The organism is Microbacterium petrolearium, assembly GCF_054782875.1.
In genome coordinates this window covers 174,489-201,066 of record NZ_BAAGRQ010000003.1, presented here as the reverse complement: position 1 = coordinate 201,066, position 26,578 = coordinate 174,489, and the positions used below count along the sequence as shown (strand labels likewise).

At 73.8% G+C, this 26,578-nt stretch carries 22 protein-coding genes and 1 riboswitch; of the genes, 9 read left to right on the top strand and 13 right to left on the bottom strand.

The annotated features are described in order from the left end of the window. Positions 1 to 117 precede the first annotated feature (117 nt). Positions 118 to 3,870 (bottom strand): proline dehydrogenase family protein, encoded by a 3,753-nt coding sequence (locus ACYVJ0_RS04255; RefSeq protein ID WP_460816207.1) that lies wholly within the window; start codon positions 3,868 to 3,870, stop codon positions 118 to 120. Positions 3,871 to 3,933: 63 nt separating this feature from the next. On the opposite strand from ACYVJ0_RS04255, the gene ACYVJ0_RS04250 reads away from it, so the two are divergent. The 3 genes from ACYVJ0_RS04250 to ACYVJ0_RS04240 all read left to right on the top strand — a co-directional run bounded on the left by ACYVJ0_RS04250 (position 3,934) and on the right by ACYVJ0_RS04240 (position 6,232). Then, positions 3,934 to 4,434 (top strand): GNAT family N-acetyltransferase, encoded by a 501-nt coding sequence (locus tag ACYVJ0_RS04250; protein ID WP_460816205.1) that lies wholly within the window; start codon positions 3,934 to 3,936, stop codon positions 4,432 to 4,434. Continuing rightward, positions 4,427 to 5,206 (top strand): coenzyme F420-0:L-glutamate ligase, encoded by a 780-nt coding sequence (gene cofE, locus ACYVJ0_RS04245; RefSeq protein ID WP_460816203.1) that lies wholly within the window; start codon positions 4,427 to 4,429, stop codon positions 5,204 to 5,206. The genes ACYVJ0_RS04250 and cofE overlap by 8 nt, the downstream gene beginning before the upstream one ends. Before the next feature lie 72 nt (positions 5,207 to 5,278). Beyond that, positions 5,279 to 6,232, top strand: coding sequence for an L-lactate dehydrogenase (locus ACYVJ0_RS04240; RefSeq protein ID WP_460816201.1), 954 nt, complete (start codon positions 5,279 to 5,281; stop codon positions 6,230 to 6,232). On the opposite strand, the gene ACYVJ0_RS04235 is transcribed toward ACYVJ0_RS04240, so the two are convergent. Then, positions 6,229 to 6,624 carry a type II toxin-antitoxin system VapC family toxin gene (locus tag ACYVJ0_RS04235; protein ID WP_460816199.1) on the bottom strand — a complete coding sequence of 132 codons (396 nt, stop codon included), beginning with the start codon at positions 6,622 to 6,624 and terminating at the stop codon, positions 6,229 to 6,231. The genes ACYVJ0_RS04240 and ACYVJ0_RS04235 overlap by 4 nt on opposite strands. After that, positions 6,621 to 6,887: a type II toxin-antitoxin system VapB family antitoxin gene (locus tag ACYVJ0_RS04230; RefSeq protein ID WP_460816197.1), complete on the bottom strand. Its 267-nt coding sequence runs from the start codon at positions 6,885 to 6,887 to the stop codon at positions 6,621 to 6,623. The genes ACYVJ0_RS04235 and ACYVJ0_RS04230 overlap by 4 nt, the downstream gene beginning before the upstream one ends. A gap of 128 nt (positions 6,888 to 7,015) precedes the next feature. On the opposite strand from ACYVJ0_RS04230, the gene ACYVJ0_RS04225 reads away from it, so the two are divergent. Beyond that, entirely contained in the window at positions 7,016 to 7,924 is a 909-nt protein-coding gene (locus ACYVJ0_RS04225) for a cytochrome b/b6 domain-containing protein (RefSeq protein ID WP_460816195.1), read from the top strand. 6 nt (positions 7,925 to 7,930) lie between these two features. Here ACYVJ0_RS04225 and ACYVJ0_RS04220 read toward each other — a convergent pair whose 3' ends face one another. Both ACYVJ0_RS04220 and rlmN read right to left on the bottom strand, forming a co-directional pair. Next, positions 7,931 to 8,701, bottom strand: a complete 771-nt coding sequence (locus ACYVJ0_RS04220) for an enoyl-CoA hydratase/isomerase family protein (protein ID WP_460816193.1) — start codon at positions 8,699 to 8,701, stop codon at positions 7,931 to 7,933. Positions 8,702 to 8,783: 82 nt separating this feature from the next. Beyond that, a complete protein-coding gene (rlmN, locus tag ACYVJ0_RS04215) occupies positions 8,784 to 10,031 on the bottom strand; it encodes a dual-specificity RNA methyltransferase RlmN (RefSeq protein WP_460816191.1) in 1,248 nt (415 codons plus the stop codon). Positions 10,032 to 10,178: 147 nt separating this feature from the next. Here rlmN and ACYVJ0_RS04210 point away from each other — a divergent pair, with 147 nt between their 5' ends. The 3 genes from ACYVJ0_RS04210 (at position 10,179) to ACYVJ0_RS04200 (ending at position 12,991) form a co-directional block, all read left to right on the top strand. Next, positions 10,179 to 11,468, top strand: a complete 1,290-nt coding sequence (locus tag ACYVJ0_RS04210) for an Nramp family divalent metal transporter (protein ID WP_449855220.1) — start codon at positions 10,179 to 10,181, stop codon at positions 11,466 to 11,468. 117 nt (positions 11,469 to 11,585) lie between these two features. Continuing rightward, positions 11,586 to 12,305: a phosphotransferase gene (locus tag ACYVJ0_RS04205; protein ID WP_460816189.1), complete on the top strand. Its 720-nt coding sequence runs from the start codon at positions 11,586 to 11,588 to the stop codon at positions 12,303 to 12,305. A gap of 38 nt (positions 12,306 to 12,343) precedes the next feature. Next, a complete protein-coding gene (locus tag ACYVJ0_RS04200) occupies positions 12,344 to 12,991 on the top strand; it encodes an IMPACT family protein (protein WP_460816187.1) in 648 nt (215 codons plus the stop codon). A gap of 32 nt (positions 12,992 to 13,023) precedes the next feature. On the opposite strand, the gene ACYVJ0_RS04195 is transcribed toward ACYVJ0_RS04200, so the two are convergent. The 3 genes from ACYVJ0_RS04195 to ACYVJ0_RS04185 form a co-directional block, all read right to left on the bottom strand. Beyond that, a complete protein-coding gene (locus ACYVJ0_RS04195) occupies positions 13,024 to 13,812 on the bottom strand; it encodes an energy-coupling factor transporter transmembrane component T family protein (RefSeq protein WP_449855217.1) in 789 nt (262 codons plus the stop codon). Then, positions 13,809 to 15,296: an ABC transporter ATP-binding protein gene (locus tag ACYVJ0_RS04190; RefSeq protein WP_460816185.1), complete on the bottom strand. Its 1,488-nt coding sequence runs from the start codon at positions 15,294 to 15,296 to the stop codon at positions 13,809 to 13,811. Before ACYVJ0_RS04190 ends, ACYVJ0_RS04195 begins: the two co-directional genes overlap by 4 nt. Positions 15,297 to 15,316: 20 nt before the next feature. Continuing rightward, entirely contained in the window at positions 15,317 to 15,946 is a 630-nt protein-coding gene (locus tag ACYVJ0_RS04185; protein WP_449854393.1) for an ECF transporter S component, read from the bottom strand. Next, positions 15,938 to 16,048: riboswitch (TPP riboswitch) on the bottom strand. It overlaps the preceding gene by 9 nt. A gap of 126 nt (positions 16,049 to 16,174) precedes the next feature. On the opposite strand from ACYVJ0_RS04185, the gene ACYVJ0_RS04180 reads away from it, so the two are divergent. Next, positions 16,175 to 18,067, top strand: coding sequence for a D-alanyl-D-alanine carboxypeptidase family protein (locus ACYVJ0_RS04180; RefSeq protein WP_460816183.1), 1,893 nt, complete (start codon positions 16,175 to 16,177; stop codon positions 18,065 to 18,067). A 99-nt stretch (positions 18,068 to 18,166) separates the two neighbouring features. Here ACYVJ0_RS04180 and ACYVJ0_RS04175 read toward each other — a convergent pair whose 3' ends face one another. The 4 genes from ACYVJ0_RS04175 to ACYVJ0_RS04160 all read right to left on the bottom strand — a co-directional run bounded on the left by ACYVJ0_RS04175 (position 18,167) and on the right by ACYVJ0_RS04160 (position 23,986). Beyond that, positions 18,167 to 20,122, bottom strand: coding sequence for an ABC transporter ATP-binding protein (locus ACYVJ0_RS04175; RefSeq protein ID WP_460816226.1), 1,956 nt, complete (start codon positions 20,120 to 20,122; stop codon positions 18,167 to 18,169). A gap of 44 nt (positions 20,123 to 20,166) precedes the next feature. Next, positions 20,167 to 21,894 carry an ABC transporter ATP-binding protein gene (locus ACYVJ0_RS04170; RefSeq protein WP_460816181.1) on the bottom strand — a complete coding sequence of 576 codons (1,728 nt, stop codon included), beginning with the start codon at positions 21,892 to 21,894 and terminating at the stop codon, positions 20,167 to 20,169. 116 nt (positions 21,895 to 22,010) lie between these two features. Continuing rightward, a complete protein-coding gene (locus ACYVJ0_RS04165; protein ID WP_460816179.1) occupies positions 22,011 to 22,841 on the bottom strand; it encodes a TIGR03620 family F420-dependent LLM class oxidoreductase in 831 nt (276 codons plus the stop codon). Between the two features lie 44 nt (positions 22,842 to 22,885). Continuing rightward, the gene (locus ACYVJ0_RS04160) at positions 22,886 to 23,986 is read right to left on the bottom strand and encodes an enoyl-CoA hydratase/isomerase family protein (protein ID WP_460816177.1); all 1,101 of its coding nucleotides are present in this window, start codon (positions 23,984 to 23,986) and stop codon (positions 22,886 to 22,888) included. 133 nt (positions 23,987 to 24,119) lie between these two features. On the opposite strand from ACYVJ0_RS04160, the gene ACYVJ0_RS04155 reads away from it, so the two are divergent. Further along, a complete protein-coding gene (locus ACYVJ0_RS04155) occupies positions 24,120 to 26,009 on the top strand; it encodes an ABC transporter ATP-binding protein (protein ID WP_460816175.1) in 1,890 nt (629 codons plus the stop codon). Between the two features lie 31 nt (positions 26,010 to 26,040). On the opposite strand, the gene ACYVJ0_RS04150 is transcribed toward ACYVJ0_RS04155, so the two are convergent. Next, complete coding sequence (locus tag ACYVJ0_RS04150) at positions 26,041 to 26,574, bottom strand: hypothetical protein (protein WP_460816173.1); 534 nt, start codon at positions 26,572 to 26,574, stop codon at positions 26,041 to 26,043. Between the last annotated feature and the right edge of the window lie 4 nt (positions 26,575 to 26,578).

The window sequence follows — 26,578 nt, the reverse complement described above, 5'->3', positions numbered from 1 at the left end:
GATGAAGCGACCACCACAACCGTCTTGGACTTGCTGGGGTTCAGCGACCGTGGGGTTTCACCGTTCGGTTGAACTGATCGGTTGCGCCCGTCGGTTGCCGCGGCCGGGTGTAGCGGATCAGATGACGTCGGCGAAGGTGCGGTCCGGGGTGCCGAAGCGGTGGGCGGTGATCGAGATGGCCTGCTCGCGCAGGAACGGCAGCAGCTCGAGGCGGCCGGCCGTGGTGACCTCGCCCGCGTAGATCGCGAGGTCGGGGTCGCCGTGCACCGCCTCGGCGAGCGCGCCATGCAGGGCGCGCACGGACGTGCGCGGACCGATCAGGCGCACGCGCGGCGGGCGGGCGACGTCCGCCGCGCGCGGATCGACGAGGTCGACCAGCTGGGCCTCGGCGTCGTCCGCGTCGGAAGGCTGCGGTGCTCGCCTCGCCTCCGCGGCGTCGCCGCTGCGTTCCGCCACCGATCCGAGGTCCGCGGCCGACCCGGCGTCGGCGGCCGGGCGTGCCATCCGGGCGATCCAGTCCTCGTCCGACTCGACGTGAACCGGGATGCGCAGGTCGCCCAGCGCGCGGCGCACCGGCGCCGGCAGCCCCACCGGCAGGCTCAGCGTGAACGCACCGCCGGTGCGGATGCCCGCGATGAGCACGCGCAGCACCTCCTGCCGGCCGGCGTCGGCCGTCGCCCGTACCGCCACGGGCACCGGCCGGTAGCGGAACAGGTTGCGCTCCACACCGAGGCGCGAGACGTCCTTGATCCGGCCGAACTCGCGATCCCACGCGACCGCGTCCGACAGCGCCGCGCGACGCAGCCACTCGAACTCGTCGTAGCCGAGCGAGGGCTGGGCGGCCTCGATGAGCGCCGTGATGCGGGTGTCGAGCCCCCGAAGGTGGAGGTTGCGCCCCGCGGCGCCGCCGTTCGTCGCGCGCCAGTCGCCGAGCCCGATCAGGTAGTGCGGCCCGCCGGCCTTCGTGCCGGCGCCGACGGACGAGCGCTTCCAGCCGCCGAACGGCTGGCGCTGCACGATCGCCCCCGTGATGCCGCGGTTGACGTAGAGGTTGCCCGCCTCGACCCGGCGCAGCCACGCCGCCAGGTCCTCCGGATCCTGCGTGTACAGCCCGGCGGTGAGGCCGTAGTCGACGGCGTTCTGCAGGCGGATGGCAGCCTCGAGCGTGGGCGCGTGCATGACGCCGAGCACGGGGCCGAAGAACTCCTCGGTGTGGAAGCGGGAGCCGGCGCGCACGCCCACGCGGATGCCGGGGGTCCAGTACCGGCCGTCGCCGCCCGGCACCTCCTGCGGCTTCACGAGCCACTGCTCGCCCGCGTCGAGCGTCGTCAGCGCCCAGTGCAGCTTGCTCGAGGGCCGCGGCGTCTCGATGAGCGGCCCGACCTCGCTGAGGGGATCGGACGGCGGCCCCACGCGCAGCGAGCGCGTGGCGTCGACGAGCTGCCTCGCGAAGCGCTTGGAGCGACCGACGGGACCGACGAGGATCGCGAGCGACGCCGCCGAGCACTTCTGCCCCGCGTGCGAGAAGGCGCTGCGCACGAGATCGGCGGCCGCCAGGTCGAGGTCGGCCGACGGGGCGACGATCATCGCGTTCTTGCCGCTCGTCTCCGCCAGCAGCGGCAGGTCCGGCCGCCAGCTGCGGAACAGCTGCGCCGTCTCCCACGATCCCGTGAGGATCACGCGGTCCACGTCCGCGTGCGAGACGAGCTCGCGCCCCAGCTCGTCCTCGTCGAGGTCGACGAGCGCGAGCAGCTCGCGCGGGATGCCGGCGTCCCACAGGGCCTCCGCCACGACGGCCGCGCACCGCCGCGCCTGCGGGGCCGGCTTGAAGACGACGCCGGATCCCGCGGCGAGCGCCGCGAGCACACCGCCGGCCGGGATCGCGAGGGGGAAGTTCCACGGCGGCGCCACCACGGTCACGCGCGACGGCTCGAACCGGGCGCCCGGCACCGCGTCGAGCTCGGACGCGTTCGCCGCGTAGTAGTTCGCGAAGTCGACGGCCTCGCTCACCTCGACGTCGGCCTCGGCGAACACCTTGCCCGTCTCGGAGGCTGCCACCTCGATGAGGGCGCCCCGGCGCGCGTCGAGCGCCTGGGCGGCCCGGCGCAGCGCCTCGGCGCGCTCGGCGGCGGGGGTGGCGCCCCATGCCTCGCCCGCCGCTCGTACGCGCTGCACGATCCGCTCCAGCGCGTCGCGGTCGGTCACGCGCGCGGCCTCGACGGTCGCCGTGCCGGCCGTCGAGGCCGGCACCCGGGCGAGCACCTCCCGCGCCCACTCGCGGTTCTCCGGCAGCGCCGGATCCGTGTCGGGGGTGTTGCGGAAGCCGGGTGCCCCCGTGGCGTCGGCCGACTCCACCGCCTGGAACACGGCCGTCTCCACCCATGTGTCCTGCTCGAACCGGCGGTCGGGCTCGTCGTGCCCGCGTGCGATGTCGAGCACCGCCTGCGTCAGCTGCTCCTCGGCCGCGGGCGCGGCGTCCGAGGCCTCGGTCGCGCGGCGGCGGGCGCGGCGGTTCGGGCCCGTCGGCAGCGAGGGATCGACCGATCGGCGCACGGACGCCACGAACCGATCCCGTTCGCGCGCGAAGAGCGATCCGTCCTCGGCCATCCCGAACGCCGCCGAGAGGAAGTTCTCGCTCGAGGCGTTCTCCTCGAGGCGCCGCACGAGGTAGCTGATCGCCACGTCGAACTCGGCCGGGGCGACCACCGGCACGTAGAGCAGCACGGGGCCGACCGTGTTCGACACCGCCTTCACCTGGCCCTGCGCCATGCCGAGCAGCATCTCGAACTCGACGGCGCCCGCCACGCCGCGGCGGTTCGCGAGGTGCCACGCGTACGCGATGTCGAAGAGGTTGTGCCCGGCGACGCCCAGCTGCACCGCCCGCGTCCGCTCGGGGGTGAGCGCGGCGTCGAGGCAGCGCACGTAGTTGGCGTCGGTGTCGAGCTTCGAGGAGTAGGGGGCGAGCGGCCAGTCGTGCATCGCCGCGTCGACCCGCTCCATCGCGAGGTTCGCGCCCTTCACGAGGCGCACCTTGATGGGGGCGCCGCCGGCGTCGACGCGCGCGGTCGCCCAGGCGGTGAGCTCGTCGAGCGCCGGCAGGGCGTCGGGCAGATACGCCTGCAGCACGATGCCGGCGCGCAGCCGGCGCAGCTCGGGCTTCTCGAGCAGCCGCGTGAACACCGCGATCGTGAGGTCGAGGTCGCGGTACTCCTCCATGTCGAGGTTCAGGAACGTGCCGTTGCCCGCCGCGGTGAGGTACAGCGGCGTGAGCCGCTCGACGACGCGCTCGACGATCTCGTCGAACGCCCACATCGACAGGTGCGAGGCGATCGCCGACACCTTCACCGAGACGTAGTCCACGTCGTCGCGCTCCACGAGCGCGTGGATGCCCGCCAGGCGGTGCTGCGCCTCCTGCTCGCCCAGCACGGCCTCGCCGAGCAGGTTGAGGTTCAGCCGTGCGCCGCCCTGGCGGAGCCGCTCGATCGCCGGCCCCAGCTTCTCCGGGCGCGCGTCGACGATGAGATGCCCGACCATCGCGCGCAGCACGCGGCGGGCGAGGGGGATGACGGCGGCCGGCGCGATCGGCCCGACGGCACCGCCCGCGCGCACGGCCGCCCGCAGCGGCAGCGGCAGGAAGCCGGGGGCCAGCGGCGCGATCCTCGCGAGGTTGCGGGCCGCGGCGGTGAGGCTCTCCGGCCGCATCACCCCGTCGACGAAGCCGACCGTGAAGTCGAGCCCGTTCGGATCGCGCAGCACTCCCGCGAGGCGCTCCGCGGCCGGGTCCTGCTCGACCTCGGCGGCCTGCAGCACCCAGCGCCGGGCGAGGGCGACGGCCTCGTCGATCAGGTCGCTGTGCGGCGCGGCAGGCATGGGCCCAGCCTACGAGACGAGACCGATTTCGCTCCGTTCCCCGCATGGGGTTAGTGTCTGGCCATGGAAGCCACCGACGTGCTGATCCGCCCCATCCGAGACGTCGACGCCGAGGCGATGGGCCGTGTCCACGCCCAGGTGTGGCACGAGACCTACGACGGCATGGTGTCGAAGGCCACGCTCGAGGCCGTCTCGCCCAAGCGCCTGGCCGACCTGTGGACCCACTACGCGCAGCGCGGCCCCGAGCACCGCCACGCCGCGGCCCTCGTCGACGGCGAGATCGTGGGCTTCGCCGCCTCCGGCCCCGCCCGCGACGACGACGCGCCGGCGCCCCGCGAGCTCTACTTCGTGTACCTGCTCGACTCGTGGCACCGCAGGGGCATCGGCCGCGCCCTCTTCGACGCCGTGGTCGACGACGGCGAGCCGCTGTACGGCTGGATCGCGAAGAACTACCCGGGCGGCACCGGCTTCTACGAGAAGCGCGGCTTCCGGCTCGACGGCGTCGAGCGCCAGGAGCCCTTCCTGGGCGAGACGCTCACCGAGGTGCGCTTCTCCCGTGCCTGAGTCGATCCCCGGATCGCTGCAGGTCTGGGCGCTCGAGGGGATCGGCGAGGTCCGCGCGGGCGACGACCTCGTCGCCGTCATCGCCGCCGCCGCGGGCGACACCCTGCGCGACGGCGACATCCTGGTCGTCACGAGCAAGATCGTCTCCAAGGCCGAGGGCCGCTTCGTGCGGGCGGACGACCGCGAGGACGCCATCACCGCCGAGACCGTGCGGGTCGTCGCCGAGCGCACCTGGCCGAACGGCTCGCGCACGCGCATCGTCGAGAGCCGCCTCGGCATCATCGCCGCCGCCGCAGGCGTCGACGCGTCGAACACCCCCGAAGGGACGGTCCTGCTGCTCCCCGAGGATCCGGATGCGTCCGCCCGTGCGCTCGCGACCGGCCTGCGGCTGGGGCTCGGCGCCGAGGTGGGCGTGATCGTCTCGGACACCCTCGGGCGCGCATGGCGGGACGGCCAGACCGACCACGCGATCGGCGCCGCCGGCGTGCGCGTGTTCGAGGACCTGCGCGGCCAGGTCGACGCGCAGGGGCGCGAGCTCGCCGTCACGCTGCCGTGCGTCGCGGACGAGCTGGCCGCCGCCGCCGACCTCGTCAAGCGCAAGACGGCGGGGCGCCCCGTGGCGGTGGTGCGCGGCCGCGCCGACCTCGTGGGCCCGCTCGACCTGCCGGGCGCGCGCTCGATCGTCCGCCCCGCCGAGCGCGACATGTTCCACACCGGCGCGGAGGAGTCCTACGCCGCCGGCTACGCGGCCGGCGTCGCCGCGCGCGGCTGACCGCTCCCTGAGCCCCTCCCCGGCGCCGGATCGGGCCTTCCCGCGCCGGCGCCCCGCTGACAGACTGGCCGCATGGGTGCCATCGAGAACGCCAAGGTCACCGTCGTCGGGGCCGGAGCCGTGGGGTCGAGCAGCGCGTACGCCATGCTCATCCGCAAGGCGGCCCGCCACGTGGTGCTGTACGACATCGCCGCGCAGAAGGTCGAGGCCGAGGTGCTCGATCTCGCCCACGGCACGAGCTTCACCGGATCGAGCCGCATCACGGGCGGCTCCGACATCGCCGTGACGGCGGGGTCGCACGTCGTCGTCATCACGGCCGGCGCGAAGCAGGCGCCCGGCCAGACGCGCATGGACCTCGCCGCGACGAACGCGCGGATCATCGCCACGATGATGCCGCGGCTGCTCGAGGCCTCGCCCGACGCGATCTTCGTCATCGTGACGAATCCGTGCGACGTGCTCGCGGTGATCGCGCAGCAGGCGACCGGCCTGCCGCCGGAGCGGGTGATGGCATCCGGCACCGTGCTCGACACCTCGCGGCTGCGCGTGCAGCTGGCCGAGGCCGCCGGCGTGGCCACGCGGTCGGTGCACGCGCACATCGTGGGCGAGCACGGCGACACCGAGTTCCCGCTGTGGACGAGCGCCACGATCGGCCCCGTGCCGCTGCTCGACTGGCGCGCGCCGGGCTTCGACGGCTTCCGCCGCGAGGAGCTCGACGCCATCGCGATCGAGGTGCGCGACGCCGCCTACCGGGTGATCCAGGGCAAGGGCGCGACGAACTACGGCATCGGCCTGTCGGTGACGCGCATCGTGGAGGCGATCCTGGATGACGAGGGGGCCGTGCTGCCCGTATCGACGGTGCTCAGCGGCTTCCACGGCATCGACGGCGTCGCGCTGTCGGTGCCGTCGATCGTGAACGCGGCCGGCGCGTTCCCGATCCGCGAGACGCGCTTCGACGACGCCGAGCTCGAGCTGCTGCGCACGTCGGCCGCCGCCATCTCGCTCACGGCGCAGAGCGTCGCCGGCTAGGACAGCGCCGGTCGGACGTCGGTGTGGCCGAAGTCCTCCCCGACGAACAGCAGCTCTTCCCCCCGGGCGCGCGCGAGCGCGTAGCTGAAGCAATCGCCCAGGTTCAGCCGGGCCGGGTGCCCGCAGCCCCGACCGAAGTCGCGGTAGGCCTGCTGGGCGATGCGAGCATGGTCGGCGTCGAACGGCACGATCTCCACGCGCCAGAGCCGCAGCAGGTCGTCGGCGAGACGCTCGACGACCGGATTGCGGCGCCCGGCCAGCACGGCGGCCAGCTCCACCGAGGTCGCGGCCGACATCGACAGCCGTTCCGCGGAGAAGGCGGCCCGATCCACCTCCGACCACCCCTCCTCGCGCAGCAGCACGGCGAGGACCGCCGAGGTGTCGAGGATCATGCGGGCAGGCCGTTCTCGTCGTACAACTCCGCGCGGAGCGCGCCCGACGACGGCCACGCCTCCGTCTCCTGCCACACGCGCGACAGCAGCGTGTCGATCTCGCGGCGGCGATCCTGCTCGTCGGGCATCGGCTCGCCGGCGTCCAGGCGCTCGAGCTTCTCGCGCAGCGCCACCTCCAGGGCACTCACCTGCGTCGAGCCCAGCCGCGCGGCGAGCTCGCGGGCCAATGCGACGACCGCGTCGTTCTTGATGTTCAGGCTCACGGGTGCCATTCTACCCCGCGCCTTCTACCCGTCTACCCGTCTACCCTCGAGCTCAGCCGATTTCCCCCTTCGAGCCGCGCTCCCCGGTGTGCGACGGGTTCCCGGGCGACATCCGGGAGAATGGCGGGGTGACCACGCCCCGCCCGCGCCCCACCTGGATCCAGGCGCTGTCGGGTGTGTTCGCGGCGGCCGCGCTCGTCGTCCTCGCCTGGTGCGCCGTGTTCGCGGTGCGCGCGCTGCTGCCGACGGAGCCGATCCGCTCGTTCCTCGAGGCGTTCCCCGGCGATGCGCCACTGCCCGCCGACACGGCCGAGGGCATCCCGGCCTTCGTGTCGTGGACGCACTTCCTGAACGCGTTCTTCCTCGTGCTGATCGTCCGCTCCGGGCTGCGGTTCCGCTTCGAGAGCCGCTCGGGCGGGCTGTGGACCTCGCGGCGCGTGAGGCGCCGCCGCCTGTCGCTCGCGCTGTGGGGCCACCTCGCCGTCGACCTGCTGTGGCTCGCGAACGGCGTCGTGTTCGTCGTGCTGCTGTTCGCGAGCGGCCACTGGGTGCGCATCGTGCCGACGAGCTGGGAGGTGCTGCCGAACGCGGTCTCGGCGCTGCTGCAGTACGTGTCGCTGGACTGGCCCACGCACAACGGCTGGGTGCACTACAACGCGCTGCAGCAGCTGGCGTACTTCGCGATCGTCTTCCTCGCCGCGCCGGTCGCGGCGGTGACCGGCTGGCGACTCAGCGCGTTCTGGCCCGCGCGGCTCGACGGCCTGCTCTCCGCGCGCCTCGCGAAGGCCCTGCACTGGCCGACCATGCTCTTCTTCGTCGCCTTCACGGTCGTGCACGTCGGGCTCGTGCTCGCCACCGGCGCGCTGCGCAATCTCAACCACATGTACGGCGGCCAGGACGCCGTCAACTGGGTGGGGCTCGGGGTCTTCGCCGCCACCGTCGTGCTCATGGCGTTCGGCTGGTACGCGATGCGCCGCGACGACTGGATCGCGAAGGTCGCGGCGCGCTTCGGCGACGTGCGCCTGCTCGAGCGCTGACCCGAGTCAGCCGCGCGAGCGGGCCGCGAAGGCGGCGATCCGCTCGCGGGCCTCGGCGCGCTCGAAGGCCTCGCCGATCGTGCGGGCCTCCTCGTCGAGCTGCGCCGCGAACGACCGGCCGGGGCGCGAGCGCAGCAGCCGCTTCGCCTCGCCGAGCGCCCGCGAGGCACCGGCGGCCCACGCGCGGGCGACCTCCTCGGCCCGCGCGGCGACGCTCTCGGGCGCGACGACCTCGGCCACGAGGCCCCACTCGCGCGCCTCGGCCGCCGGCAGCAGCCGGTCGCCGAGCGCCAGCTGCAGCGCGCGCCGCTCGCCGACCGCGGCGGCCAGGTGCGCCGACACCGACAGGTCGGGCGTGAGGCCCACGGCCGCGTAGCCGCAGCCGATGCGGGAGTCCTCGCCCACCACGGCCCAGTCGCTGCTGAGCAGGATGCCGAGCCCGCCGCCCACGGTCGTGCCGTGCGCGGCGGCGACCACGGGGATCGCCGACTCGGTGAGGGCCAGGATGCCGCGGTTGATCACGCGGGCCAGCTCGCCCACCTGCGCGCCCGAGCTCAGCTCGGCCGCCATCGCGCGCACGTCGCCGCCGGCGCAGAACGCACGCCCGGCGCCCTGCAGGATGATCGCCCGCACGTCGTCGCGGCCGACCGCCTCTGCGGTGACCCGCTCCCACGCGCGCGCCATTTCGGCGTCGAACGCGTTGAGGCGATCCGGGCGATTCAGCGTGATGCGAGCGAAGCCGCCCTCGACCTCCAGCAGCACGGGTGCGTCCGACATGAGCTCTCCCTCGGCGTCATCGCCCGGCCGCGTCGCCGGGCGATTCCGAGCCTAGGCGATCACGCCCCGCCCGCATGCCGGATCAGGCGGTCGCGGCGGCGGCCTCGTCCTCTTCCGTCGCGACGAGCTGGCCGCACGCGCCGTCGATCTCCTTGCCGCGGGTGTCGCGGATCGTCGTGGGGATGCCGGCGTCGTTGAGGATGCGCACGAACTCGTTCTGCGCCGCCTTGGTCGACGCGTCCCACACCGAGCCGGGCGTCGGGTTCAGCGGGATCGGGTTCACGTGCACCCAGCCGCGGCCGCGGGCGTTGAGCTTCTCGGCCAGCATCGTCGCGCGCCACGGGTGATCGTTCATGTCGCGGATGAGCGCGTACTCGATCGAGACGCGGCGCCCCGTCCTGTCGAAGTAGGCGCGCGCGGCGTCGAGCACCTCGTCGACCTTCCAGCGCGAGTTCACGGGGATCATCTCGTCGCGCAGCTCGTCGTCGGGCGCGTGCAGCGAGAGCGCGAAGGTGACGGGGAGGCCCTCGTCCGTGAGCTTGCGGATCGCGGGGGCGAGGCCCACCGTCGACACCGTGATGCCACGCGCGCTCATGCCGAGCCCGTGATCCTTGTCGGTCATCACGCGCAGGGCGTGCATGACGCGGGCGTAGTTGGCCAGCGGCTCTCCCATGCCCATGAAGACGATGTTCGTGACCCGCTCGTCCGGGTGCTCGGCAGTGCCCAGGTGACCCTCGCGGATCAGCGCGTTCGCGCGCACGACCTGCTCCACGATCTCGGCGGCCGACATGTTGCGGGTCAGGCCCGCCTGCCCGGTCGCACAGAACGGGCAGTTCATGCCGCAGCCGGCCTGCGAGCTCACGCACAGCGTGATGCGGCCCGGGTAGCGCATGAGCACCGACTCGACGAGCGCGCCGTCGTGCAGCTTCCACAGGAACTTGATCGTGTTCCCGTCGTCGGTCTGCAGGCGGCGCACCTCGGTGAGCAGCGTGGGCAGCAGGCCGGCGACGAGCTCCTCGCGGCCGTCCTTCGGCAGATCCGTCATCGCGGACGCGTCGCTCGTCCAATGCTGGAAGTAGTGCGTCTCGAGCTGCTTGGCGCGGAAGCCGGGCAGGCCCAGCTCCTTCGCCTTCTCCACGCGCTGCTCCGGCGTGAGGTCGGCGAGGTGCACGGGCGGCTTGCCGCGCTTGGGGCTGGCGAACTGCAGCAGCGGGCGGCCGGTCTCGTCCTTGGCCTGCTGCCACCCCTCGGTGCGCGGCCGCACCTGGCGCACGGCGCCGGCGGTGCCGCGCGGCTCGTCGGCGCGCGTCGGGGTGGGGATCTCGGCCATGCCCCCAGGCTATCGGGCGCGCCCTGCGAGAACGCCCGTGCGGACCGCGCGCGCACGCCTGACTAGAATCGGCACGGCTCCGCGACCCGGAGCCCCGTCATCCGCCGCCGCAGCGATGCGGCCCCACCGTCCCCAACGAGGAGGACCATGTCCGTACCGCAGGATCAGACCCCCAAATGGAAGGTCATCGGCCCCGGCTTGGTGGTGGCCGCGACGGGCGTGGGCTCCGCCGACATGGTGGCCACCCTCGTGGCGGGATCGAACTACGGGTACGCGCTGCTGTGGGCCGTGGTCCTCGGCGTCATCCTGAAGATCGTGCTCGTGGAGGGCGCCGGCCGCTACACCGTGGCGACCGGCCGGACGATCTTCGAGGGCTGGCGCTCGCTCGGCCGCTGGCCGGTCTGGTATTTCGCGCCGTACATCGTCGTCTGGGGCGTCGTCTACGCGGCGAGCGCCATGAGCTCCACGGCGCTGCCGATCGCGGCGCTGGTGCGCGACGTGCCGGCGCTGCAGGGCACGGTCTTCACCGAGCTGTGGCCGTGGGCGATCCTCACGGGCCTGCTGGGCTTCGTGCTCGTCTGGTTCAACAAGTACAAGGTCTTCGAGAAGATCACCGCCACGCTCGTCGGCATCATGTTCGTGACGATCGTCATCCTCGCGGTCATCGCCGCGCCCAACGTGCTCCAGGTGCTCACGGGCCTCGTGCCGCTGCTGCCCGAGGGCGACAACTCGATCTTCTACACGCTCGGCCTCGCGGGCGGCGTCGGCGGCACCATCACGCTCGCCGCCTACGGCTACTGGCTGCGCGAGAAGGGCTGGGACAAGCCCCAGTTCATGCGCGTCATGCGCATCGACAACACCGTCGCCTACATCGTGACCGGCATCTTCGTCATCTCGATGCTCATCGTGGGCGTCGAGGTGGTGCAGGCCGCCGGTGTCGCGCTGTCGTCGGGCGACGCGGGCCTGCTCGACCTCGACACCGTGCTGCGCGAGCGCTACGGCGACTTCATCGGCGTCTGGTTCCTCATCGGCTTCTGGGCCGCGGGCTTCTCGTCGGTGCTGGGCGTGTGGAACGGCGTCTCGCTGATGTTCGCCGACTTCATGGGCAACGTCACGGGCAAGGGCTCGGCCCACCCCGACTCGCGCCTGAACGGCAAGTGGTTCCGCGTGTACCTGATCTGGCTGACCTTCCCCGCGATGCTGCTGCTGTTCCTCGAGCAGCCGATCTTCCTCGTGCTGCTGTACGGGGCCCTCGGCGCGCTGTTCATGCCGTTCCTCGCGATCACGCTGCTGCCGATCCTGAACACGGATCGCGTGCCGCGCGAGTTCCGCAACCGCTGGCACACGAACACCGCGCTCGTCGTCACGACGGTGGTGTTCGTCGCCCTGGGCGTCTACCAGCTGATCACCGCGCTCACCCCGCTCTTCGGCGGCTGACCCCTCCCTCCTCCTCCGCCGAACCCGCCCTCGTTCGCCGAACCCGCGCCCGATCCGGGGCGGGTTCGCGGATCGGGCGCGGGCTCGGCGGGGTGGACGCGGTGGCATCATCGGGGGATGAGCGTTCCGCTGCCCGGCATCGACGTGCCCGAGCGCGTCCGTGCGCTCGCCGGCCCCGGCCCCGTCGAGCCGGTGTGGCGGAACGTGCTCGGCGGGCTCACGTTCCGCGCCGGCGACCGGTACGTGAAGTGGGCGCCGCGGCGCCCGGGGCTGGATCTGCCGCGCGAGGCGGAGCGGCTGGCGTGGGCCGGGCGGTTCGTGCGCGTGCCGCGCGTGCTCGCGCACGGGGCGACCGGCGACGAGCAGTGGCTCGTGACCGAGGCGATCCCGGCGTGGTCGGCGGTGTCGGAGTGGGGCTTCGCGAATCCGGCCGAGGCGGTGCGGGCCGTCGGCGCGGGGCTGCGGGCGATGCACGACGCCCTCCCCGTGGCCGAGTGCCCGTGGGACTGGGGCGTGCCGGCACGGATCGCCGCGGCCGCCGAGCGCGGCACCGTCGTGCCGCCCGAGCTGCGCGATCCGCCGCCGATCGACCGGCTCGTCGTCTGCCACGGCGACGCGTGCTGCCCGAACACGCTCGTCGACGAGCGCGGATGGGCGGCGCACGTCGACCTCGGCAGCCTCGGCGTGGCCGACCGCTGGGCGGATCTCGCGCCGGCCGTGTGGAGCGCGGGGTACAACTTCGGGCCCGGCTGGGATGGCGCGCTGCTCGAGGCGTACGGCGTGGACCCCGACCCGGCCCGGTTGGACTACTACGACCGGCTCTGGCACGCGACCTGACCCGCGCGCCCGGCCCGGCCGCGCGTTAGCCTCGACGGATGGCCGAGGAGCACCCCGCGACGATCGCCGAGCGGGTGGATCGCGAGCTCGAGATCAAGAGGTCGCGGTTCCTCTGCCACCTCGCGCCGGTGGCGTCGGTCGCCGAGGCGGACGCGTTCATCGCGGGGATCCGCCGGGAGTTCTGGGACGCGCGGCACAACTGCGTCGCGATGATCACGGGCGTGCGCGGCGAGCACGCGCGCTCCTCCGACGACGGCGAGCCGTCGGGCACGGCCGGGGTGCCAATGCTCGAGGTGCTGCGGCGGCGACGGATGACGGATGTCGTGGCCGTCGTGACGCGCTACTTCGGCGGCGTCAAGCTGGGCGCCGGCGGCCTCGTGCGCGCGTACGGCCAGGCGGTCTCGGACGCGCTCGACGCGGCGCGCATCGTGCATCGCCGCTCCCTCACCCGCGTGCGGATCGACGCGCCGCACGCCGACGCCGGCCGGCTCGACAACCTCCTGCGCGACTGGGCGCACGCGCACGACGCGGTCCTCGATCCGCCGGAGTACGGCGCCGTCGCGCAGCTGACGGCGTGGGTCCCCGCCGCCGCGCTCGACGCCCTGCGCGCCGACCTGGCGGCCTGGACCCTCGGGGCTCTCGCCCCCGCGGTGGGCGAGGAGCGCGTCGTCGACGTGCCGGACTGACCTGCCGCCTCCTGCGCCGAACCCGCCACCGCTCAGGACGGGCCGAGGATGAAGTTCCAGGAGCCGGTGACGACGGCCGCCGCGACCGCGATGCCCGAGATGAGGGCGCCCGCCGCGATCAGCGCCCACTCGCGCGCACCCCACGGCGACGTGCGCGCCCAGGTCCGCTCGACGGGCGCGCCGAAGCCCCGCGCCTCCATCGAGGTCGCGAGCGTCGACCCGCGCCGGATCGCCAGCACGACGAGCGCGAACGCCATCCCGAGCACGCGCCGCACCCGGCCGGTGTCGGCCACGCCGCGCGCGCGGCGCGCCACCTCGAGCTCGCGCCAGTCGTCGACGAGCAGCCCGATGAGGCGCATGCCGCCCAGGGCGCCGAGCACGAAGCGGGCCGGCAGCCGCACCCGCTGCGATAGCGCGTCGGCGAGGTCGGTGGGATCCACGGTCGCGAACAGCGCGATGCCGGGCAGCGCGATCGCGAGCACGCGGAAGACGGTGGCGACGGCGAGCGCGAGCGAGCCGTCGGTGATCCGCACGAACAGCCACTCCACGTGCACGGCGCCGTCGGCCTGGCCGTACAGCGCGATCGTGACCCCGGCGAGCGGCGCGGCGATCCACACCGGCAGCGTGCGCATCCAGAACTGCCGGCTCGTCAGACCGGCCGCGAGAAGCAGCGGGATCTCGAGCGCGAGCGCCACGGCGGCCGAGACCCAGTCGATCGTGAAGACGAGCGGGAACGCGATGACGAGCGCGGCGGCGAGCTTGGCGGCGGGATTCGCCCCCGCGATCGGGCCCCTGGCCCGCGGCGGCGCCGGCATCATCATCGGCGCGCTCCCGTGAGCGCGAGGCGGCGCGCGTGGAGGGCCTGGAGCACGTCGGCGTCGTGCGTGACCGCGACGATGCCCGCGCCCGGATCGTCGCCGGCGCCGTCGCGCAGCGCGGCGATGATCGCGACCAGCTCGGCCCACGTGCGCGCGTCCTGCCCGAACGTCGGCTCGTCGAGCACCATCACGCGCGGGCGGGTCGCGAGCATCGCCGCGACCGTGAGACGCCGCTTCTCGCCCCCGGAGAGCGTGTGGGGGTTGGCCTCGGCGAACGCCGACAACCGCAGGCGCTCGAGCAGCTCGCCCACGCGCGCGGCGATCTCGGCCTCGGGCAGGCCGAGCGCCCGCGGCCCGACCTCCAGCTCCCGGCGCACCGTCGTGGCGAGCAGCTGGTGCTCCGGCGACTGCAGCACCGTGCCGATGCGGGTGAGCAGCTGGCGCGACGTCCAGCGGATGGGCGCCGGCCCGGCGTCGCGGGCCACCCCGGCGGCCGCGCGCACCTCGCCGTCCGCGGGCGGCAGGAGGCCCGCGAGCGTGCGACCGAGCGTCGACTTGCCCGCACCGTTGGGGCCGATGATGCCGAGCACCTCGCCCGCGCGCACGTCGACGTCGAGGGGGCCCGCCACGGCGCGGCCGCGCACGCGGGCGACCTCGAGCGCCCGACCGGCGACGAGCACCTCGCCCGGGGCGGATGCGGGGGGAGCGGGATGCCGGGGCGGGATGCCGGGCACCCAGACACCGCGCGCGGTGAGCTGCGCGCCGCGCGCCCCGAGGACCTCGGCCGGCGGGCCGTCGGCGATCACGCCCGGCTCGTCGTCGTCCGCCCCGAGCACCACGATGCGGTCGACGACCGGCAGCCACACGTCGACGCGGTGCTCCACGACGACGAGGGTCGCGCCCGTGCGGTCGAGCACGCGCCCGACGGCGTCGCGCACCTCGGCGACGCCCGCGGGGTCGAGATTGGCGGTGGGCTCGTCGAGCAGCAGCAGGCCCGGCCGCATCGCGAGCGCCCCGGCCAGCGCGAGCCGCTGCTTCTGCCCGCCCGACAGGGCGGACGTCGAGCGGTCCAGCGGCACGTCGAGCCCGACGAGCTCGAGGGCGCTCCGCACGCGCGACCAGATCTCGTCGCGCGGCACCCCGAGGTTCTCGCAGCCGAACGCGACGTCGTCGCCCACGCGCGCGAGCACGGCCTGCGCGTCGGGATCCTGCTGCACGAGCCCCACCCGCCCGCGGGCGGACGCGGGCTCGCGCCCTTCCACGCGCAGGAAGCCCTCCTGTTCGCCCTCGTCGTCGCCGCCCAGCACGCCCGCGAGCGCGTGCAGCAGCGTGGACTTGCCCGATCCGCTCGCCCCGAGCAGCAGCACGCGCTCGCCCGGCGCGATGCGCAGATCGAGCCGACGCGCGGCCCAGCGCAGCCGCGTCGCGTACCGCCAGCCCCAGCCCGCCGCCTCGACGGCGGCGGGCACCGTCGAGGAGGCGGGCATCGGGCCGGGCGTCGGCGCGCTCAGACGCGCTTCCCGGCCGCGCGGCCGGCGGCGAAGCGGTTCAGCGCACCGGTCGCGGCGAGCCCCCGCACGATCGCCCAGCCGCCGAGGCCGGCGATGACGAGGCCCGAGACCGTCGTGGACGCGATGTAGACGGTCGTGAACAGCGCGTCCGCGCCGGGGTACCAGCTGATGCGGTCGTTGATGCCGCCTCCGAGGCCGGCACCCGCGCCCGCGAGGAGCGCGACGGGGAGGCGGAACGAGGCGTAGAGGAAGACGGCGAAGATCAGCTCGGCGCCGAGGCCCTGCACGAGGCCGGACACGATGGTGAGCGGGCCCCACTGGTTGCCGACGAGCGCCGAGATGACCGCCGCGAGCAGCTCGGTGTACAGCGCCGCGCCGGGCTTGCGGATGACGAGGCCGCCGATCACGCCGGCGATCAGCCACGGGCCGGCCAGCAGGCCGCCCAGACCGGGCAGCAGCGCGCCGATGAGGTCGCCCGGCAACTCGTAGCCGACGTTCCAGATCAGGAAGATCACGGAACAGGCGACGCCGATGACGCTGGCGACGACGATGTCGACGACCCGCCAGGTGAAGCGGCGGGACGGTGCGCCCGAGGCGGTCTCGGGCACGGACGTGGACGTGTTCATACTTTCTCCTCCCTGCGCCGGCATGATCCGGATCAGGTTCGACGGTCGAAGCGCGGATCGCTTCCTCTCAGCCCGGCTCGCCGGACTCCCGTGTGATGTGTGCGACCAGTGTAGATCCCCCGCAGGGGTGCGAGCGGCCGCGGGGCTCGACCGACCGGGTGCCCGGGCGCAGCCGGCACCTTCAGCGCCGTTGCAGGGGACGCGCCGCAGCCGCGGTACCGTAGGACCGTGACCCCCGACGATCTGCCCCGGGCGACGTCGGCCGCGGAGCTCTCCCCCGAGCCCGGTCCCCTCGATTCGCGGCCGTCGCACCTGTCCCGGCGGGCGATGCGCGAAGCGCGCCAGCGCGAGCTTCGCGCGCGCGAGAGCGCGCCGCCCGTCGCCGCACCGCCGGTGCTCGCGCCGCCCGCCGAGGAGCCCGCTCCCGGCGCGAGGCGGGGTCTGTTCGGCAAGCGCGCCTCCGCCGCGCCGCCCGCCACCCCCGCCCCCGCCCCGCTCCGCGAGGCGGCGTTCGCCGCGCCCGCGACGGCCGGCGGCGTGGCACCTGGCCCGGCCGAACCCGCGTCACCGGCGGGGCAGCCGCGGACCGCGGTCCTGGATCCGTCGGACGCTCCCGAGCCGGCATCCTCCCCCGAGTCGCCGTCCGTCCCCGAGCCCGTGGCCGCGCCGCGCGCCGATGACCTCACCGCGCTGGTCCCCGCGCCGACGGGTCCGGACGTGCCGCCGCTGCGGTACGCCGCCGAGGGCGAGCCCCTGCCCGTGCCGGGCGATGGGCCCGCACCCGCTCACGCTCCCCGCGCCCTCGCGTGGGTCGACCCCGAGGCCGTGGCCGTGCGGTCGTCGACCGCGGCGTTCTCGACCGCGCCGCACCGGGCCGTGACCGGACCCGACCTGCTGCCACCGCGCCGGAGCCGCACGCTCTCGGCGCTCGCGCCCGTCGCGACGGCCGGCGTGCTCGCGGCCGGGTACGTCGCCACGTGCGTGCTCTGGCCCCTCGATGCCGTGGCCCCGACGGTGACGGCCCAGCAGGTCGCCGTCGCGCCCGCCGCACCGCTCACGGTGGACTGGCCCGCCGCGGGCTCCGCGGCCGTCGCGCCGGTGGGCCTGCTCGACCGTGCCGCCGCCGATTCGAGCGCCTCGCTTCCGATCGCGAGCATCACCAAGCTCGTGTCGGTGCTCATGATCCTCGAGAAGCAGCCGCTCGCCCCCGGTGAGGAGGGCCCTTCCTACGGCTTCACGTGGAGCGACTACCGCGACTACCTCGACAACTACCTGTGGGCGGGCCAGTCCTCGCTGGACGTGCCCGTCGACGGCTCGCTGACGCAGTACCAGATGCTCGAGGGCATCCTGATGGGCTCCGCGAACAACTACGTCAATCGCCTCGTCGCGGAGATCTGGGGATCGAACGAGGCCTTCGCCGCCGAGGCCGCCGAGTGGCTCGCGGCACACGGGCTCGCGCACACGACGATCGTCGAGCCGAGCGGGATGGATCCCGCGAACACCGCCACGGCCTCCGACGTGCTGCTGCTCGGCCAGCTCGCGCTGGAGAACCCCGTCGTCGCCGAGATCGTCGCCAAGCAGGAGACGACCCTGCCCGGCAACGCGGAGCCGGTGAGGAACTCGAATCCGCTGCTCGGCGAGGAGGGCATCGTCGGCATCAAGACCGGCACCCTCGACGAGTGGAACCTCGTCTCCGCGAAGCGCGTGGACGTCGACGGCGAGAGCGTGACGCTGCTCGCCGCGGTGCTCGGCCAGCCCGATGCCGAGGCCCGCACGAACGCGAGCCGCCAGCTGCTCGACGCGGCCGTCGCCTCGTTGCAGCCGACCACCGTGGTGCCCGCCGGCACCGTCGTCGCCTCGGTGCGGACAGAGTGGGGCGCCGCGGCCGACGTCGTCGCGGCCGAGGATGCCTCGCTCGTGCTGTGGAACGGCGCCGTCGCACCCGTCGAGCACGCCGTCGGCGACGTGCTGGGCGAGCTGAGCGGCGACGCCGTGGGGGAGCTGACGGCGACCGGATCGTTCGCGACCGAGACCATCGCGCTCGAGCTGTCGGACGACATCGGCGTGCCGAGCCTGGGCTGGCGCCTGACCCATCCGCTCGACCTGCTCGGCCTGCGCTGAGCGGCGGCCTGCGCTGACCAGCCGCCTCCGCTGAGCCGCCTGCGCTGATCGGCCTGCGCTGAGCGGCGAGGCCGACGGCGCGGCGCCGGCCCCGCCCGATCAGGCCTGGGCGGCCGGCGCCTCCTCGACGTCGACGGCGGCGTGCTCGAACTGGCTCTGGTACAGGCGCCAGTACGCGCCCTCCCGGGCGATCAGCTCGTCGTGGGTGCCCTGCTCCACGATCGCGCCGTGCTCCATCACGAGGATGAGATCGGCGTCGCGGATGGTCGAGAGGCGGTGCGCGATGACGAACGACGTGCGCCCCTGCCGCAGCGCCGCCATGGCCTTCTGCAGCAGCAGCTCGGTGCGGGTGTCGACGGAGCTCGTCGCCTCGTCGAGGATCAGCACCTGCGGGCGGCGCACGAACGCGCGCGCGATCGTGACGAGCTGACGCTCGCCCGCCGACACGTTCGCCGCGTCCTCCTCGAGGACCGTGTCGTAGCCGTCCGGAAGCGAGTGCACGAACCGGTCGACGTAGGTCGCCTCGGCGGCCTGCTGGATCTCGTCGTCCGACGCCGCCTCGTTCCCGTAGCGGATGTTGTCGCGAATCGTGCCGGCGAACAGCCACGGGTCCTGCAGCACCATGCCCGTGCGCGAGCGCAGATCGGCCCGCGTCATCTCGCCCGTGTCCTGCCCGTCGAGCAGGATCGCGCCGCCGTCGAGCTCGTAGAAGCGCATGAGCAGGTTCACGAGCGTCGTCTTGCCCGCGCCCGTGGGGCCGACGATCGCGACGGTGTGCCCCGGCTCCACCCGGAACGACAGGTCGCGGATGAGCGGCTGGTCCGACGAGTACGAGAACGTCACATCGCGGAACTCGATGACGCCGCGGCCGTCGGCCGGGGCCGTCGGCGCGTTCTCGGCGTCGGGCTCCTCCTCGTCCTCGTCGAGCAGGGCGAACACCCGCTCGGCCGAGGCCGTGCCCGACTGCACGACGGGCAGCATGCCGCCCAGCTCCGTGAGGGGCTGCGTGAACTGCTGGGAGTACTGCACGAACGCCTGCACGTCGCCGATCCGGATCTGCCCGCTGGCCACCATGATCCCGCCGAGCACCGCGATGCCCGCGTACGTGAGGTAGCCGACGAACTGCATCGACGGCATCATGATGCCGGAGAGGAACTGCGCCTTGAACGAGGCGCCGTACAGCTCCTCGTTCTCGGCCTGGAACGCCTCGGACACCGCCTTCTCGCGGCCGAAGACCTTCACGAGCGCGTGGCCCGAGAACGACTCCTCGACGCGCGAGTTGAGCCGGCCGACCTTCTTCCACTGCGTCTGGAAGGCCTTCTGCGACTTCGGCCCGATGACGCCCATGATCACGCCGATGAGCGGGAGCGAGACGAGCGCCACGAGCGCCAGCTGCCACGAGATCGAGAACATCATGCCGACGACGCCGACGACCATCAGCAGCGACGTGATGGCGCCCGACAGCGACTGCTGCAGCGTCTGCGTCATGTTGTCGACGTCGTTCGTGACGCGGCTGATCAGCTCGCCGCGCTGCACGCGGTCGAAGTAGCGCAGCGGCAGCCGGTGGATCTTGGCCTCGATGCGCTCGCGCACGCGGAACATGGTGCGCACCATGACGACGTTCATGATGTAGCCCTGGACCCATTGCAGCAGCGCGCTCACGACGTACACCGCGATCGCCCACATGACGACGGTGCGCAGCGCCTCGAAGTCGATGCCGCTGCCCGGGGTGAAGCTCTGCATGGCGGCGACCATGTTGGCGAAGTCCTGCTGGCCGGCGGCCTCGAGCGCCTGCACGACCTGCTCCTGCGTCATGCCGGCGAACTGGTCGCCGATGAGCAGGCCCACGGCACCCTCGAACACGACGTTGGTGGCCTCGCCGAGGATCTTCGGTCCGGCGACGGCGAGCACCACGCCGACGGCCCCGAGCAGGGTCGCGAGGGCGAACACCCACGCGTACGGCTTCAGCAGCCCGATGAACCGCAGGAAGCTCGGCCAGAAGTTCTGGGGCTTGCCGCCCAGCGCGCCGGGCTCGAACCCGCCGGAGGCGATCATGGCCTCCTGCGCCTCGAGCTCCTCGGTCCGCTCGTCGGTCGTGCTCACGAGGCCACCCCCATCTGCGACTCGACGATCTCTCGGTAGGTCTGGCTCGCCTCGAGCAGCTCCTCGTGGGTGCCGACCCCCACCATGCGGCCGTCCTCCAGCACGACGATCCGGTCGGCGTCCGTGATCGTCGACACGCGCTGCGCGACGACGATCTTCGTCACCCGCGGCAGCTCGCGCCACAGCGCCTGCCGCAGCCGGGCGTCGGTCGTGAGGTCGAGGGCCGAGAACGAGTCGTCGAAGACGAGGATGTCGGGCTGGTGCACGATGGCCCTGGCGATCGCGAGGCGCTGGCGCTGGCCGCCCGAGACGTTCGTGCCGCCCTGCGAGATCGGGCTGTCGAGCTGCTCGGGCTTCTCGCGCACGAAGTCCGCCGCCTGGGCGATCTCGAGCGCGTGCCAGAGCTCCTCGTCGGTGGCGTCCTCGCGCCCGAACCGCAGGTTCGAGGCGATCGTGCCGCTGAACAGGAACGGGCGCTGCGGCACGAGGCCGATGCCCTGCCACAGCGCGTCGAGGTCGGCCTCGCGCACGTCCACGCCCTGCACGCGCACCGTGCCGGCCGTCGCGTCGAACAGGCGCGGGATGAGCGACACGAGCGTGGTCTTGCCCGCGCCGGTCGATCCGATGATCGCCACCGTCTCGCCCGGCGCCGCCGAGAACGAGATGCCCTGCAGCACCGGCTGATCGGCGCCCGGGTACGTGAACGCGACGTCGTCGAACTCGACCGTGCCGGGGAGGGGCATCTCGCGCACCGGGTCGGCGGGCCGCACGAGGGTGCTCTCGCTGTCGAGCACCTCGCCGATGCGGTCGGCCGAGACGGACGCGCGCGGGATCATGATCGCCATGAAGCTCGCCATCATGACGCCGCCGAGGATCTGGCCGACGTACTGCATGAAGGCGAAGATCGTGCCGATCTGCGTGTCGCCCGTGTTCACCTCGAACGCGCCGAACCACACGACGGCCACGACCGTGACGTTCAGCACGAGCACGACGAGCGGGAACATGAGCACGAACAGCGAGCCGACCTTGCGCCCGACGACCATGATGTCGACGTTCGCGAGCCGGAAGCGCTCCTCCTCGATCGCCTCGCGCACGAACGCCCGCACGACGCGCACGCCCGTGAGCTGCTCGCGCATCACGCGGTTCACCGCGTCGAGCCTGCCCTGGTAGGTGCGGAACAGCGGCACCATCCGCCAGATGATCAGGCCGGCGAGGATCAGCAGCACGGGGATCGACACCCCGAGGATCCAGCTGAGCCCCACGTCCTGGCGCAGCGCCATGATGATGCCGCCGATGGCCATCATGGGCGCCATCACGAGCATCGTGGCGCCCATCATGGCCAGCATCTGCACCTGCTGCACGTCGTTCGTGTTGCGGGTGATGAGCGATCCGGCGCCGAAGTGCGACACCTCGCGCTCGCTGAACGCGCTGACGCGCTCGAACACGTCGCGCCGCACGTCGCGGCCGACGCCCATCGCGGCGCGCGCGGCGCAGAACGTCGCGATGATGCCCGCGACGATCTGGCCCAGCGCGACGAGCAGCATGAGCAGGCCCGTGCGGACGATGTAGCCGACGTCGCCCTGGGCGACGCCCTGATCGATGATCGCGGCGTTCAGGGTGGGCAGGTAGAGGGCGGCGAGCGCCGAGGCGAGCTGCAACACGAGCACGCCGACGAGCATGAGGCGGTATCGCCTCAGGTAGCGGACGAGGAGCTTTCCGAGCACGGGTTCTCCGGATCACAGAAGAGAGGCGTGCCCGAACGGAGCACCGTCCGATCGTGCCACGGACCACCGACATCCGGTACCCGGGGAACCCCCGCGTCCGCTCGAGGCGGAACCCCTCAGACGAGGCCGAGCTCGCGCGCCACCGTCTCGAGGCCCGCGAGCGGCTCGTCGCCGAGCATCTGCACGCTCACGTGGTCGGCGCCCGCGTCGAGGTGGGCGCGCAGGCCCGCGACCACCGCGTCGGCCGTCGTGGGCGCGACGAGGTCGATGAGCCGGTCGGTGCCGAGATCCGCGAAGTCCGCCGGATCCACCCCGAAGCGGATGAGCGCGTTGACGTAGTTCTCGAGCCCGAAGTAGCGGCGCAGGTAGCGACGGGCGATGTACCGGCCCCGCTCCTGGTCGACGCCGACGACGGCCTTCAGCTCGGGCGCGAGCAGCGGCTCCGCGCCCAGCACCTCGCGCGCGTGCGCCGTGTGGGCGGGCACGGTGAGGTACGGGTGCGCGCCGAGCGTGCGCTCGCCGGCGAGCGCGAGGGTGCGATCGCCCAGCGCGGCGAGCAGCAGCTGGTCGCGCGGCACGCCCTCGCCCTCGAGCACGTCGAGGTACTCCCGCAGCGCGGTCAGCGGGCGCACGCGCTCCGGCGTCACCTCGCGGTGGCCCGATCCGATGCCCAGCACGAAGCGGCCGGGGTGGCGCTCCTCGATGCGGCGGAAGGACGCCGCGACCGGCCGCGCCTCGTCCTTCCAGATGTTGACGATGCCCGTCGCGACGACGATCCGCTCGGTCGCGTCGAGCGCCCGCTCCACGACCTCCAGGTCGGCCGCCGGACTGCCGCCGATCCAGAGCGTGCCGTAGCCGAGCCGCTCCACGCCCGCGGCGAAGTCGGCGTCGACGCCCGACTCCCACCGCCACACGCCGTAGGTCCCGAGGTCCTGCTTGCTCGTCATGCTCGTCCTCCTCCTGGCTTGCGGTCTTCTGCTTGCGGTCCGCCCTACTCGCCGGGCACGCGATCCCACAGTGGCTGCGGCGCGCGATGCGCGAACGCCTCGTCCACGTGCCGCCGCGTCACCTCGGCCAGCGTGGCCGGGTTCCAGCGCGGGTCGCGGTCCTTGTCCACCACCTGCGCCCTGATGCCCTCGGGCATGTCGGGCTGCGTGCGCACGAAGTACGACACGAGGTGGTACTCCTGCTCGATCGCGGCGTTCAGCCCGGGCAGCTCGCGCGCGCGGCGCACGGCGCGCAGGGTGACCTCGAGCGCGAGCGGCGCGCGCCGCTCCAGCTCGGCGAGGGCCGCGGCGGGCGTGATCTCGCCCTCGCCCTCGCCCATGCCGCGCAGGCGGTCCATGATCTCCGTCACCGAGCCGGCCGAGAACGCCTCGTCGATCCACGGCCGCGCGCGCTCGACGGGGCCCGCCTCGGGGGACTCGTCGAAGAGCAGCACGAGCTCGTTCGGCGTGCCGGGATCGGCGCGCGTCTCGAGCGCGTGACGCAGGTCGCCCAGGTGTGCGGAGGGCACGAGGTGGTCGGCGAAGCCGCAGTGGATCGCGTCGCCCGGCCCCATCGTCCAGCTCGTGAGCGCCAGGAACTCGCCGAGCCGGCCCGGCGCGTGCGACAGCAGCCACGATCCGCCCACGTCCGGCGTGAAGCCGAGCCGCGTCTCGGGCATGGCCAGCCGCGAGCGCTCGGTCACGACCCGCACCGACGCGTGGGCCGAGAGCCCGATGCCGCCGCCCATCGTGACGCCGTCCATGAACGCGACCACCGGCTTCGGGTACGCGCCGATGAGCGCGTTGGCCCGGTACTCGGCGAGGAAGAAGGCGTCGACGGACGCGAGGTCGCCGGACGCGATGCCCTCGCGCAGCGCGCGCACGTCGCCGCCGGAGCACAGGCCCCGATCCCCCGCGCCGTCGATGAGGACGATCTGGACGTCCGGTTCGTCGCGCCAGGCGCGCAGCGTCGCGAGGATCGTCTCCACCATGCCGACATCGACGGCGTTGATCGCCTCGGGGCGGTTCAGCGTGAGGCGGCCGACGCCGCCTGCGGTGCGGACCAGGACGCGGTCGGGGCTGTCGGTGGCGCTCACGTCGGCCACGTTACCGGGGCGACGGCGAGCCGGCGCCGCTGATGGTCGGGGCGCCGCGCGCGGGCCGCGGGCCCGTCGATCCGGTATTCCCCCGGTCCATCCGCCAAGATAGAGGTGAACGCTTCATGACGAGAGGGGCCGCATGGCCGACGGGAAAGTGCTCGAGTTCACCGGGGTGACGAAGGTCTTCGGCGACGTCGCCGCCGTCTCCGACCTCACCGCACGGATCGAGCCCGGTTCCGTTACCGCCTTCCTGGGGCCGAACGGCGCCGGCAAGACGACCACCCTGCGCATCCTGCTGGGGCAGCTCAAGCCCACGAGCGGGCAGGCCACCATCGGCGGCACGCCCTACGCGCGCATCTCCGCTCCGGCCCGCACGGTCGGCTGGGTGGGCGAGTCCGAGATGGGCTTCCGCCCCCGCCGCACCGCCGTGCGCCACCTCACGTCGATCGCGAAGTCGGCCGGCGTCCCCACCGCGCGCGTGCGCGAGGTGCTCGACCTCGTGGGCCTCGCGGATGTGGCCGACATGCGGATCGGCGGCTACTCGCTCGGCATGCGCCAGCGCCTGAGCGTGGCGCAGGCCCTGCTCGGCGACCCCGGCGTGCTCGTGTTCGACGAGCCCGCGAACGGTCTCGACCCCGAGGGCATCCGCTGGATGCGCCTGCTCATGCGCAGCCTGGCCGACGAGGGCCGCACGGTGCTGATGTCGTCGCACCTGCTCAGCGAGGTGCAGCAGATCGCCGATCGCATCCTGATCATGTCGAACGGCAACCTCGTGTTCAACGGCGGCATCGAGCAGCTCGCCGAGGTCGAGGCGCCCGTCGTCGCGGTGGACTCGCCCGACCGCGCCGCGCTCTCGGCCCTGCTGCGCGAGCGCGGCTTCGACTGCGAGGTGCTGCGCTCGGGCGTGAACGTGCGCGGCGCGACCGCCGAGGAGATCGGCATGCTCGCCGCATCGGCCGGCATCCCCCTGTCGACGCTGCACCAGCGCACGCCGAGCCTGGAGGACGTGTTCCTCGACCTCGTGAGCGGCCGCCGCTCGCAGCAGACCGCCGCGCTGGGTGCGCCGACGGCCTCGCCCGCGACGCCCGCCGCGGTGCCGGCGGTCGAGGAGCGGATCATCGCGCCGACGGCGGACGAGGAGCCCGCGGTCGCCGACGACCCCGCGCGCGACGCGGCCGGGACCGCGGAGCCCGCGGGCGACCCGGACGCCGAGGTCGACCTCGCCGCGATCGCCGGGCTGGGCGGCGCGGCGGGCGTGACGGGCCTCGCGGGCGCGGCGGCCACGGCATTCGCCGCCGATGCCACGAGCGACCCCGAGCCGCTGCCGGGCGCGCGCACCGCGGCCGAGCTGGACGACGCGGGCGCTGACGCGGACGAGACGGACGAGGCGCAGACGGACGAGGGGCGCCCGGACGAGGCCGCCGGCGACGGCGACCAGGACGGCGAGTCCGCCGGCGACGCGGACCACGGCAGTGCGGAGCCGGCGGAGGAGGCCGCGTCGACGTTCGCGGAACCCGCCGACGCGCACACGGACGACGCGGAGGCGTCGGCCGAACCCGGCACGGAGGATGCGGCGCCCGCGACCCCGGCGGACGCCGCGCCGAGCTTCGCCGACGTGCTGGCCGCCGTGGAGCGGGAGTCGGCCGAGTTCGACGGCCCGCGGGAGGAGACGACCGAGGGCGCGGAGGGGACGCCTGCGGAGGCCCCCGCCGAGGCGGGATCCGAGGATGCCGCCGACAGCCCGTGGGCCGTGGGCCCGAGCTTCGCCGATCGCCTCGGCGGCGCGGCGGACGCGCCGGCGGGCGATGAGCCCTTCGATGCGGAGTTCCTCCCGAGCCATCTGCTCGAGACGCAGGCGATGGACGTGGTCGCGGATGCCGATCCGGAGGCGGACGCGGAGGTCGTCGAGGCGGAGCTGATCGACGACCCGCACGGCGCTGAGGAGCAGCGCGACGCGGATCAGGGTCCCGAGCAGGGCGAGGCGGACGGCGACGCGCCGCACGGCGAGGACACCGAGCGGCGCGACTGAGCGCACCGCTCGCGTCGACGCCCCGGCGGGCTCAGCTCGCGGGCGCGGGCCGTGCGGCGGGTGCGCGCTTGGGCGCGGGCTTCTTCGCGGGGGCGGGCTCGCCGTTCGGCGCCTTCTTGGTCGCCGGCTTCCTCGGGGCCGCCGTGCCGGCCAGCTGCGCGACGTCGGCCGCCTCGGGAACCTCGTCGAGCCGCAGCGCCTGCACGAGCGCCACGCCGTGCCGCGTCGAGAGGATCACGCGCGAGAACGCCTCGCCACCGTTCGGCTCGGTGCCGTGCAGCTCGGTACCGTGCAGCTCGATGACCACGCCGTGACGCTTGCGGCCGTTGAGCACCACGAAGTCCGTGCCCTTCGACGCGCGCCAGGTGCCCATGGCCAGCGTGCCGGGCAGGTGCGTGCCGGCCGCGCGGATCCCGCGCAGCCACGTCCAGGGCTCGTCCGTGAGCTGCACGCGACGGATCGCCTGGCGCTCGATCTTGAGCGATTCCCTGCGGAAGGCGAGAGCGCGCTCGGTCGGCGACAGCACGATCTCGAGCCGCGTCTGATCGAGGAGCAGCGTCACCATGGAC